Source organism: Amycolatopsis kentuckyensis (assembly GCF_002155975.1).
Lineage (GTDB): Bacteria > Actinomycetota > Actinomycetes > Mycobacteriales > Pseudonocardiaceae > Amycolatopsis > Amycolatopsis kentuckyensis.
Map to the genome: position 1 here is coordinate 18,829 of NZ_MUMI01000066.1, position 11,102 is coordinate 29,930.

Genomic DNA, 11,102 nt, shown 5'->3' on the forward strand with positions numbered 1-11,102 from the left:
ACACCCGGCGCCAGATGTGGACAATCGGTGGCGCCACGGTATGTCGGTTGCCGCGCGCGGCCGTTCCCGGCTTTGATCTCCAGCGTGATGCGCGGGCGGTCGCTGGGGCCGCGGTTCAGGTGGCTCTGGTCGGCTTACGCCGTGAGCGCGTTCGGGACGTGGCTCGGCTTCGGGGCCTTCCCGATGCTGGCGATCCTCGTGTTGCACGCCGGGCCCACGGCCGTCTCGGCGCTGGCCGCGGTCGGGCCGGCCGTCGGGGCGCTCGTGGCCGTGCCGCTGGGCCCGTGGGTCGACCACCGCCGGAAGCGGCCGGTGATGATCGGGATGGACCTCGTCCGGTTCGCCGCGCTGATCAGCGTGCCGGCCGCCTACGCCCTCGGGGTGCTGGGCTTCGTCCAGCTGCTGGCCGTCTCGGTGGTCGTCGCCGCGGCGGACATCACCTTCACCTCCGCGAGCGGCGCCTTCCTCAAGGGCCTCGTGCCAGCCGAAGACCTGCTCGTCGCGAACGGCCGGTTCGAGTCCACGAACTGGACCGCCACCGCCCTCGGCCCGCCGCTCGGCGGGGCGGCGTTCGCGCTGTTCGGGCCGGTGACGTCGGTGGTCGCCAACGCCGTCAGCTTCCTGCTCTCCGCGCTCGGGATCCGGGCGATCGGCGGCGGCGAGCCGCACCCGCGCACCGCCACCCGCCTGCGCCCGCGCGATCTCGCCGACGGGTGGCGGTTCCTGCTGGCGCACCGGGGACTGCGGCCGCTGCTCTTCAACGCCATGGTGTTCAACGGCCTGGTGATGGGCACCGAGCCGCTGCTCGCCGTGCTGATGCTGAACCACCTCGGGTTCGCCCCGTGGCAGTACGGGCTCGCGTTCGCCGTCCCGTGCCTCGGCGGGCTGGCCGGCTCGCGGCTGACCCCGCGGCTCGTCGGGAAGTTCGGGCGGCACCGGGTCCTGGTGACGGCCGGCGCGGTCAGGGCGTGCTGGTTGCCGGCCCTGGCCTTCGTCCCGGCGGGTACCGGTGGGCTGGTGTACGTCATGGTCGTCGAGCTCGGCCTGATCGTCAGCTGCAGCGTCTTCAACCCGGTGCTCGCGACCTACCGGCTCGAGCAGCTCCCGGCGGACCGCATCGCGCGGACGATCTCGGCGTGGTCGGTCAGCACCAAGGCGGCGATCGCCACGCTGACCGCGGTCTGGGGCGTGCTGGCGGGTCTCACCGGCCCGCGCTGGGCGATCGGGATCGCCGGGGTCCTCGTGCTGGCTACGCCGCTACTGCTGCCCCGCGGCGACCGGACGCCCGCTCAGCCGAGCCAGACGGTGCCCAGCACCGGGTAGCCCGGCAGGCCCGTCTTGGCCGCGCCCGGGCGGGGTGCCCCCGCGATCCACAGGCGGCCCGTCGCCGCGATGTTCGCCGCCATCGACGGGTCCGCCTTCGGGAGGCGGAACGGGACCACGCGGCCGTCGGCCAGCATGGTCAGGCCGCTCAGCCTCGCCGCGCCGTGGCGGCTCATGCGGACCGGGCCGTCGAGGACCGCGCGCAGCTCCGTCCAGTGGTCCGCCGGGAGGGGCCTGCGGTAGGCGATCGCCCGCACGGCGGCGGCGAGGGCGCCCAGCAGCGCGCCGGCGCCGAACGTCCACGCGAGCCACCCCACGACCGGGAAGTCGAGCGCGACCCAGGCCGCGAACCCGGCCAGCACCAGCAGGAACGCCGCCGTCACCCGCAGGTCGCTGGCCAGCTGGCGGCGGTGCGCGGCCAGCACGGGGTCGAGCCTCGGCGAACCGGACCCGGCCGGTTCCGGCACCGGCACCGCACCCGGCGGCGGCGTCCGGTGGATTCCGGCGCGGCGGACCCGCACCACGCCGGAGAAGCCGACGAACACCTTCGGGCCCCGGCCCAGCAGCCAGACCCGCCGGTGCCCGGCGACCAGCAACCGGTGCGCTTCGTCGAGCCGGACGCGCAGCCACCGGCCGTCCGGCAGGCGCACGCCGACCGTCCGGCCGGCCGCGACCAGGCCGTCGGCGGTGATGTCCACCTGCCGGAACGCCTCCCGCTTCAGCCGCGTCTCGGGCACGTGTGCGTGCGCGCGGTAGAGCCACCAGGCCTCGATCGCGGCGGCCAGCGCGAACGTGCCGACCGGCAGCGCCACCCCGGCACCGGCGAAGAACTGGGCGAACCCGAACACCACGAAGAACCCGGCCACCAGCCGCTGGTTCACGGTGTCGCGGCCGAGGCGGTCGAGGTACTCGCCGAAGATCGGGAGCGCCCCGGACGGCATGGCGGAGTCGAGTTCGAAAGCGCGGACGCGCTCGGGGACCGGGACGATCGGCACGCGGAACCCCCAGGGGCTCGGGTTGTCACCCCCTTTTCGGCAAAGTGGGCACCGGCGTTACCGGATGTACCGATCAGCGGGTGGGACGTGATCGCCACGACTACCCAGACCGGAGGATTCAGGTTAGGCTCACCTAAGTAGGAGGTGAGCCGTGACCGAGGCCCCCACATCCGTCCGCCGCCCGCCGGCACCGAACCCCGCCGAGCGCGCCAAGACGATCGCGACCCGCAACGGCCCCGCGTCGTTGCTCCCCACCTGCGACCGCACGGACCTCGACGGCCGGCGCGTCGTGCCGCTCCTGCACCACGTGCACCACAGCGGCAGCGTCAGCGTGCTGCTGCCCGACGACCACCCGATGGTCCGCGCGGCGAAGCAGACCCAGCGCGGGGAGCTGGCCGTGATGGCCGAGCTCGCCGACCAGGCCCCGGTCGACCTGCGGGAACCGATCCGCGGGCTGCTGTGGATCACCGGCTGGCTGCGGCCGCTCTCGCCGGTTTCGGCCCGCGCGCGAGCGGTGGCGATCGCCGAGGCCCGGCCGGACGAACGGCTCCTCGACGTCGGCCACGGCGTCACGCTGCTGCGGCTCACCCCGGCGTCGCTCGTGCTGGCCGACGCCGAGGGCACGCACTCGCTGCGCCCGCACATGTTCAGCGCGGCGCCGCCCGACCCGTTCCACGACTACGAGGCCCAATGGCTGCGGCACCTGGAGAGCGACCACTCCGACGTCGTCGAGCAGCTGGCGAAGCACCTGCCGGCGGCGCTGCGCGGCGGCCGGATCCGCCCGCTCGGGCTCGACCGGTTCGGGCTGCGGCTGCGCGTCGAGTCCGACACCGGCGACCACGACGTGCGGCTGGCGTTCTCGAGGTCCGTCGACAGCCCGGCGCAGCTCGCGTCGGAGCTGCGCCGGCTGGTCGGCTGCCCGTTCCTGCGCGGGCGGTCAGGCTAGTTCGGCGGGGAAGCCGCCCTTCGCGATCGGCCCCCAGCTCTCGATCGTCACGCGGATGATGCTCTTGCCCTGCTTGACCATGGCTTCGCGGTATTCGTCCCAGTCCGGGTGTTCGCCGGAAATGGCGCGGAAGTACTCGACGAGCGGCTCGACCGAATCCGGGATGTCCAGCACCTCGGCGGTGCCGTTCAGCTGCACCCACTGGTCGTTCCACTCGTCGGACAGGATGCAGGCCGAAACCTTCGGGTTGCGCTTGACGTTCACGACCTTCGCGCGCTTCGGGTAGGTCGAGACGACCAGCCTGCCCTCGGCGTCGACGCCGCAGGTGACCGGCGAAAGCTGCGGGCCGCCGTCGGCCTTCGTGGTCAGCAGGATCGCGCGGTGGCGGGTCGACAGGAACTCGACCAGCGCGGCGCGGTCGACGGTTTCGTTGGTGGCGATGCTCCTCGGCATACCCCGAAGGTAGCGTGCGTCCATGACGTTCACCGCGCGATCGTGGCTGGCCCCGGCCCGCCCCGAGTTCCCCGGGACGATCGAGGACCCGGCCGAGCGCCGCGCGATCAAGCTCGAACTGCTGATCGTCTTCGGGATCACGCTGGGCATGTCCGGGGTGCGCAGCCTGCTGTCCCTTGTGGACTCGCTGCTGCAGCCGGTGCCGCTGGCCCAGCAGCAGACCCAGCTGAACGTGCCGCAGGCCGCGGCGAGCCTGATCGACCTGCTCAAGCAGCTGCTGTCGGCGGCGCAGCTGGTCGGCTGGGGCGCGCTCGGGCTCTACCTGCTGTGGCGCGCGGGCGTCAAGGTCGCGCAGATCGGCCTGGACCGGCGGTCCCCGGGCCGGGACGCGCTGCTGACCGTAGTGCTCGCCGCCCTGATCGGGATCCCCGGCCTGGCGCTGTACTTCATCTCGTACCACCTCGGGTTCAGCCTGGCCGTGCAACCGTCCACTTTGGGCGATACGTGGTGGCGGCCGATCTCGCTGACGCTCTCGGCGTTCGGCAACGCCTTCGCCGAGGAAGTCCTGGTCATCGGCTACCTGCTGACCCGGCTGCGCCAGCTCGGCGTCCGGGAGAACACCGCCGTGTTCGGCGCGGCCGTGCTGCGCGGCTCGTACCACCTGTACCAGGGGTTCGGCGGATTCGTCGGGAACTTCGTCATGGGTCTCGTGTTCGGACGGCTGTGGCAGAAGACCAACCGGCTGTGGCCGCTGGTCGCCGCGCACACCCTCTTCGACTTCGTGTCGTTCGTCGGGTATTCGCTGCTCAAGGGGCACGTTTCCTGGCTGCCCTGACTAAGCTCGGGGGGGTGATCGACGAAACGGCACCTCCCCGGGTGGACAGCGAAGTCGGACCCCTGCGCGCGGTGCTGCTGCACCGGCCCGGCAACGAGCTCAAAAGGCTGACGCCCCGCAACAACGACCAGCTCCTGTTCGACTCCATCCCGTGGGTCGACCGGGCCCAGGACGAGCACGACGCGTTCGCCGAGGTCCTGCGCGGCCGCGGGGTGGACGTCCTCCTGCTGGCCGACGCCCTCCGGACGGCCCTGGAAGACGACCGGGCGCACGCGGCGGGCGTGCACGCGGCGGTCGACGACCGGCGGCTCGGCGGCGACCTGGCCGACTCGCTGCGTTCGCACCTTTCCGGCGTCGACGCGGCCGGCCTCGCCGAGGTGCTGATGGCCGGGATGACGTTCGAGGAGCTGCCGTCCGCGGAGGGCGCGTCGCTGGTGCGGATGATGAACCACCCGCACGACTTCGCCGTCGACCCGTTGCCGAACCTGCTGTTCACGCGCGACTCGTCGGTGTGGATCGCCGACCGGGTGGCGATTTCGTCCCTGAACATGCCCGCGCGCCGCCGCGAAACCGCGGTGCTCGACCTGATCTACGCCTACCACCCGCAGTTCCGCCACGCCGCCCGCGCGTACGGCGCCCACTCGGCGCCGATCGAGGGCGGCGACGTGATGCTGCTGGCGCCGGGCGTGCTCGCCATCGGCGTCGGCGAGCGGACGACGGCGGCCGGCGCGGAGTCGCTGGCCCGCTCGGTGTTCGCCGACGGCATCGCGCACACCGTGCTGGCGGTGCCGATCGAGCAGTCCCGCGCGACCATGCACCTGGACACGGTGTGCACGATGGTCGACGCGGACGCGGTGGTGATGTACCCGCTCGCGCGCGACTCGCTGACGGCGTTCACGCTGCGCCCGACCGGCGACGGCGGGGTGAAGGTGGCCGGCCCGGCACCGTTCCTGGTGGCCGCGGCCGAGGCGATGGAAATCGACCGGCTGCGCGTCATCGACACCGGCCTCGACCCGGTGACGGCCGAACGCGAGCAGTGGGACGACGGCAACAACACCCTCGCCCTGGCGCCGGGCGTGGTCGTCGGCTACGAGCGCAACGCCGAGACCAACGAACGACTGGAGGCGGCCGGTATCGAGGTGCTGCCGATCGCGGGCTCCGAACTGGGCTCCGGCCGGGGCGGGCCGCGGTGCATGTCCTGCCCGGTCCGGCGCGATCCGCTGTAATGGAAGCCTTCCCTAAAAAGGCGCAGACCATTAGGGAAGGCTTACTTAAATTAGGTGAGTCTTCTTTAGGAATGGTAACCCTAATAGGGGGAAGATCACCAGTCGGAAGTAGTCGGAAATCGAATTCTGCCGTATCGTGGTGACCATGGCCCTCACCAAGAAGAAAGAGCCGCGCTCGAAGTTCTACGAACTGCTGCAGGCGCAGATCCACAACGAGTTCAACGCGTCACAGCAGTACATCGCGCTCGCGGTGTGGTTCGACGCCGAGGACCTTCCGCAGCTGGCGAAGCACTTCTACAAGCAGTCCGTCGAGGAGCGCAACCACGCGATGGCGCTCGTGCAGTACATGCTCGACCGCGACCACCACGTCGAGATCCCCGGCACCGGGGAGGTGCGCAACGACTTCTCGGGTGTCACCGAGGTCATCGAGCTCGCGCTCGAGCAGGAGAAGGAGGTCGCCACCGACATCTCCGCGATGGCCAAGGCCGCACGCGCCGAAGAGGACTACATCAGCGAGCAGTTCACGCAGTGGTTCCTCAAGGAGCAGGTCGAAGAGATCTCGCAGATGAACACGCTGCTGAACGTCGTCAAGCGCGCGAACGGCAACCTGTTCGAGGTCGAGAACCACCTGTACCGCGAGTCCGTCGGCGACGGCGGCGCCGACTCGCAGATGCCGCCGGTGGCCGGCGGGGCGCTGTAACTCCGAAGACGGAAACCCGGGCTCTCCCCCTGTGGACAGCCCGGGTTTCGGCATGCGGCCGGCCGTCAGCCAGCGCAGTCCTGGGTGAGGCTCGAAAGGCTCGTCTGTACGACACCGGTCTCGCCGAGCCGGAAGCGGTATTCGGCGGCGGCACCGGCCGGGGCGACGACGTCACCGGCTTCTTCCTTGGCCGCGGGGTAGGCGGCGAGGATCTGGGGCTTGGTGGCGCCGGCGCCGATGCCTTCGGCGGTGTGCGCGGCCACGTCCGGGGTGACGACCACGAGCCCGGCCGCCTTCGAAATGACGACGCTCGCGGCCACGGGGAGCCCGCTGCCCTGTGCCTTGTAGACGGTGCAGCTCGCGCCGGCCTGCGGGTCGCTGAGCGTGACTGCCTGCGCCGTCACGTCGGCTTCGGACATGCCGAGCTTGAGCTTGCCGAAGCCGTCGGCCGCGAGCAGCGGCCCGGTGACCACGTCGGCGAGCGTGGACGGCGTCGCGGAGGACGGCGGCCGCCGCGTCGGCGTCGGTGTTCCCGGCGGGGCGGAAGCCTGGATGCTCTGGGTGCCGGTCGGCCCCGGCGTCGACGGTTCCGGCGGCCGGCCCGGCGTGAGGTTCTCGGGTGGCTTGATGCTGGCTGCGGTCCCGTCGGCGGACATCGCCGCGGTGCCGCCCTCGGTGTGGATCCGGAACATGGTCAGCCCGCTGGCGACGGCGACCACGGCCGCCGCGACCCCGGCCACGGCCTGCACGGCGTGCCGACGACGGCGACGACGTCGCGCGCCGGTGACGATGACCGTGCCCGCGTCCGGCGGCGGAGGCAGGTCCAGCCGCTCGTCGGCGAACAGCGCGCGCAGGCGCTGCTCCAGTTCGTCCTCGGAGATGTTCAACCGGCACCACTCCCTTCGCCTTCGCCGTCGACCGACTTCAGCTTCATCCGCAGCGACGAGATCGCCTTGCTGGCCTGGCTCTTGACGGTGCCCTGGGTGATCCCGAGGGCACCGGCGATCTCCGCTTCCGAGAGACCTTCGTAGTAACGCAGCACCATGACGGCACGTTGTCTGGGCGGCAGCGTTCGTAACGCACGCCACAGCGGCTCGTGCTCGAACGGGTCGGCCGGCACGTGCGGACTGGTGTCCGGCAGGTCCGCGACGAGGTTCTCCCGGCGCGTCCGCCGCCAGCGGCTCACGTGCGCGTTCGCCATCGACCGGCGGACGTAGGCCAGCGGGTCGCCGGTCTTCTCGTGGACGTAGGTCCAGCGCGAGCCGATCTTTTCCAGCACGGTCTGCACCAGGTCGGCCGCGTCGTGCGGGTTGCCGGTGAGCGCGTGGCCGTACCGCAGCAAGCCCGGCAAGGTGGCCTGCACGAAGTCGCCGAAGTCGACGAACTCGCCAGCCAACGTCGCGGCCCTCCCTCGGCCTGCGCTGGTCACCCACGTATCTCCCCCGGTGAAGACGGGTGCCGCAGCGGTCACCGTATCGCCTCCCATCGGGGTCGGGTAGCCAGAAGCCGAGTCGCTTTCCTCCCCAACACGCATCACAGCCCCCTCAGGTTGCCTGCGTTCCCGGCCGGATTCGTTCCTCGTCGGCCGGGCGATGGTCTGCCCACGTCAGCGGCGGGCGAGCGAGTCGGGCAGCCGGAAACCGCCGCCGTCGGACTCCCGGAATTCGTGCACGCCGACGACCGCCGCGTGCGGGATCGGGCCGTAGACGTGCGGAAACCGGACACCGGCCGGGTGCGGCGGCACGCCGTCTTCCCAGCGGACCGGCGAGTCGACCTTCGCCGGGTCGATTTCGAGCAGCACCAGATCGGTGCGGCCCCGGTAGAGAGCGTCGGCCGGCAGGTGCGCCGTGCCGAAGTCCGAGCAGTGCACGAACCCGACTTCCCCCAGCGACGGCGGCTGGTAGCCGCCGTCCTCCCCCACTTCGGCCCAGTCGGCCGCCCCACAGATGTGAAGTATCACGCAGAGAATCGTCCCACCGGCGCGAGGCACCGGCGGTGTCTCTTCCGCCACATAATGCCTGGTTGAACGCTCATCGAAGGGTGGAGGACCACCGGTTCGTACCGGTGGTCCGGCACCCGCCGACGAAGGTCAGCGCAGGGTGAGCTGCCGGCCGATGAGGCCGTCCCGCGCCCGGCGCTCGGTCGCGTTCAGCGGCTCGTCGTCGAGCGACTTCAAGGCCGTCTCGAGCCGGGCGCCGAGGGCGTCCTTGGCTTCGGCCCACTCGCGGGCGTGAGCCTCGGGGTCGAGGTCCCAGACGGGGACGAGCAGGCCGTGCGCCCGGAACGAGCCCGCGTAGCGCGACCCCTCGCCGAGGCCGAGCTCGCCGGCCGCGGACAGCCGGGCGAGGGCCTGGAGCAGCAGGTTCTCCGGCTCCGGCCGGACCCAGCGCAGGTGCGCCTTCTCGCCGGCGAGGACCCAGTAGGCCCCCGAGCCGAGCCGTTCGGTGGGCATGATCGCGGCGTTCGCGCGCTCGAGCGACACGGCTACGTCACCGGTCGCGTCCGCGTCCTCGGGCAGCCACCAGCCGAAGTCCGTGTGCAGCGTGACGTCGAGTTCGGCACCCGGCGCCAGCAGGTCCTGCAGCCGCGCGTGCTCGTCGGCGGACGGCGGGGTGGTGGTGTCCGGCACGCCGAGGACGTCACCCTCCTTGGCGTCCAGCAGCCACTTCAGCGACCGGCCGAGGTCCCGGCTGATGTCCGACGAGCGGGTCTGCACCTGCAGGCCGAGGTAGCGCCGGCCGTCCGAGCGGACGAACGCGGCGGCCGCCATCGGCAACACGGTCCCGAGGGTGACGTCACCGCCGTCGGCGAGGGTGAGCTGGGCCGTCGCGGACGGCACGAACTCGCGCAGCGCGATCAGCTCGGGCTCCGCCGCCAGCCCTTCGAACGGCTGGCCGACGAAGACGTCGCGCACCTTCGGCTTGCGGTCCGATGCCTGCTTGGGACCCTTCTTGCGCGCGCCCTTGCCCACTGCTGCCTCCTCTGGCTCGGCTTCAGACGCTATCGAAGGGTTAGTCTCGCGACGTGTTCGACCCCCGCGATCCCGCCTTCCTCGAAGACCCGTACCCGGCGTTCGCTTCGCTGCGCGCACAGGGCGAAGTCCATTTCCACGAAGGGCTCGGCCTCGCGATAGCGGTGTCGCACGCCGCGTCGTCGGCCGTGCTGCGCCACCGCGGCCTGGGCCGGATCTGGCAGGACGCCCAGCCGCTCGAGCGGTTCGCCTCGTTCAACCTGCTGCACCGCAACTCCCTCCTGGAGAACGAGCCGCCGGCCCACACCCGCCTGCGCCGCCTGATCGCGGGCGCCTTCGGCCGCGGCCACGTGCAACGGCTGCGTCCGATGGTCGCCAAGCTCGCCACCGCCATGGTCGACGACCTGGCGGCCGCAATCGCCGCCGACGGCAGTGCCGACCTGCTGGAGCACCTCGCCCAGCCACTGCCGGTCGCGGTGATCGCCGAGCTGCTGGGCGTCCCCGGCACCGACGGACCGCGGATGGTCCAGCTGTCCAACGCCATCGTGAAGATGTACGAGTACGACCTCCCGCAGGAAGACCGCGACGCGGCCGAGCGTGCCGCGGCCGAGTTCGTCGCCTACGTCCGCTCGGTCGCCGCGGCCCGCGCGGACGCACCGGGCGACGACATCATCAGCGATCTGCTGCGCAGCGAGCTGACGCCCGACGAGCTGGTGGCCACCGCGGTGCTGCTCCTGATGGCCGGCCACGAGGCGACGGTCAACGTGCTCGGCAACGGCATCACGGCCCTGCTGACGCACCGGGACCAGTGGGAGCGCCTGCTGGCCTCACCTACCCTTCTGGATTCGTGTGTCGAGGAGCTGATCCGCTTCGACGCGCCCCTGCAGCTGTTCGAGCGGACGGCGACCGAGGACGTGTCGATCTGCGGATATGTCGTTTCCCGTGGCGAGAAGATCGGCGCGCTGCTGGGTGCCGCGGCCCGCGACCCGGAGGTGTTCGAAGAGCCGGACCGCCTGGACATCGGCCGGACGCCGAACGCCCACCTCGGGTTCGGCCTCGGGATCCACTACTGCGTGGGTGCTCCTCTCGCTCGGGTGGAGATCGCCGCCGCGCTGAGTGCGCTGGCGGAGAAGTTGCCGGGGTTGCGGTTGGCCGGGGCGCCACCGCGACGGCCGGAGTTCGTGATCCGCGGGTTGCGGGAGCTCCGGGTCACCGCGTGACGGGGGTTCCGCGGCCCGGGTTTCGCGTGATGCCGGGTGGGTCTCGCGTGATCCGGGGCGGGACTCGCGTGATTGAGGGCGGGACTCGCGTGATCAGGGGCGGAACTCGCGTGATTGAGGGCGGAACTCGTGCGATTGGGGAGGCATTGCGTGGGTTGCCCGTGGGGCCGGACACCTTGGTCGGCCCGGCGGGCGGCCTGGTGGCCGAACGCATGCGCACCGACCTGGTCTGTCGAGCGATCGACCTCGCCGTGCCCCGCTCCGGGCTGCAACACCCCGCCGAAGCCCGAACCCCCGCTGCCGGAAGACGGAAGTCGCGTGATTGAAGGCGGGACTCGCGTGATTGAAGGCGGGACTCGCGTGATTGAAGGCGGGACTCGCGTGATTGAAGGCGGGACTCGCGTGATTGGAGGGTCAACTCGCGTGATTGGAG

12 protein-coding genes are annotated in these 11,102 nt (G+C 71.7%); 6 read left to right on the forward strand and 6 right to left on the reverse strand.

The window, feature by feature from the left end; genetic code table 11:
* The first annotated feature begins 84 nt into the window (after positions 1–84).
* Positions 85–1,323 (forward strand): MFS transporter, encoded by a 1,239-nt coding sequence (locus CCN39_RS06910; RefSeq protein ID WP_086839510.1) that lies wholly within the window; start codon positions 85–87, stop codon positions 1,321–1,323.
* On the opposite strand, the gene CCN39_RS06915 is transcribed toward CCN39_RS06910, so the two are convergent.
* The gene (locus CCN39_RS06915; RefSeq protein ID WP_086839489.1) at positions 1,290–2,318 is read right to left on the reverse strand and encodes a hypothetical protein; all 1,029 of its coding nucleotides are present in this window, start codon (positions 2,316–2,318) and stop codon (positions 1,290–1,292) included. The two genes, CCN39_RS06910 and CCN39_RS06915, sit on opposite strands and share 34 nt — an antisense overlap.
* A 151-nt stretch (positions 2,319–2,469) precedes the next feature.
* On the opposite strand from CCN39_RS06915, the gene CCN39_RS06920 reads away from it, so the two are divergent.
* Positions 2,470–3,264 (forward strand): DUF2470 domain-containing protein, encoded by a 795-nt coding sequence (locus CCN39_RS06920; protein ID WP_086839492.1) that lies wholly within the window; start codon positions 2,470–2,472, stop codon positions 3,262–3,264.
* On the opposite strand, the gene CCN39_RS06925 is transcribed toward CCN39_RS06920, so the two are convergent.
* Positions 3,256–3,717, reverse strand: a complete 462-nt coding sequence (locus tag CCN39_RS06925) for a PPOX class F420-dependent oxidoreductase (RefSeq protein ID WP_003076947.1) — start codon at positions 3,715–3,717, stop codon at positions 3,256–3,258. The two genes, CCN39_RS06920 and CCN39_RS06925, sit on opposite strands and share 9 nt — an antisense overlap.
* Positions 3,718–3,739: 22 nt before the next feature.
* Between CCN39_RS06925 and CCN39_RS06930 the strand changes: the two genes are divergently transcribed.
* From CCN39_RS06930 to CCN39_RS06940, 3 genes are all read left to right on the forward strand, one after another.
* A complete protein-coding gene (locus CCN39_RS06930; protein ID WP_086839494.1) occupies positions 3,740–4,552 on the forward strand; it encodes a CPBP family intramembrane glutamic endopeptidase in 813 nt (270 codons plus the stop codon).
* 41 nt (positions 4,553–4,593) lie between these two features.
* On the forward strand, positions 4,594–5,778 hold the full coding sequence (locus CCN39_RS06935) for an arginine deiminase (protein ID WP_167454998.1): 1,185 nt from the start codon (positions 4,594–4,596) through the stop codon (positions 5,776–5,778).
* Positions 5,779–5,923: 145 nt separating this feature from the next.
* On the forward strand, positions 5,924–6,478 hold the full coding sequence (locus CCN39_RS06940; protein WP_167454996.1) for a ferritin: 555 nt from the start codon (positions 5,924–5,926) through the stop codon (positions 6,476–6,478).
* Between the two features lie 65 nt (positions 6,479–6,543).
* Here the strand turns inward: CCN39_RS06940 and CCN39_RS06945 are convergent, their stop codons facing one another.
* From CCN39_RS06945 to CCN39_RS06960, 4 genes are all read right to left on the reverse strand, one after another.
* A complete protein-coding gene (locus CCN39_RS06945; protein ID WP_086839499.1) occupies positions 6,544–7,365 on the reverse strand; it encodes a hypothetical protein in 822 nt (273 codons plus the stop codon).
* Positions 7,362–7,874 (reverse strand): SigE family RNA polymerase sigma factor, encoded by a 513-nt coding sequence (locus CCN39_RS06950; RefSeq protein ID WP_086839502.1) that lies wholly within the window; start codon positions 7,872–7,874, stop codon positions 7,362–7,364. Before CCN39_RS06950 ends, CCN39_RS06945 begins: the two co-directional genes overlap by 4 nt.
* Positions 7,875–8,084: 210 nt before the next feature.
* Entirely contained in the window at positions 8,085–8,438 is a 354-nt protein-coding gene (locus CCN39_RS06955) for a DUF952 domain-containing protein (RefSeq protein ID WP_167454997.1), read from the reverse strand.
* A 129-nt stretch (positions 8,439–8,567) separates the two neighbouring features.
* Entirely contained in the window at positions 8,568–9,449 is an 882-nt protein-coding gene (locus CCN39_RS06960; RefSeq protein ID WP_086839504.1) for a DUF5926 family protein, read from the reverse strand.
* Between the two features lie 53 nt (positions 9,450–9,502).
* Here CCN39_RS06960 and CCN39_RS06965 point away from each other — a divergent pair, with 53 nt between their 5' ends.
* The gene (locus CCN39_RS06965) at positions 9,503–10,669 is read left to right on the forward strand and encodes a cytochrome P450 (protein ID WP_086839506.1); all 1,167 of its coding nucleotides are present in this window, start codon (positions 9,503–9,505) and stop codon (positions 10,667–10,669) included.
* Positions 10,670–11,102: the final 433 nt, after the last annotated feature.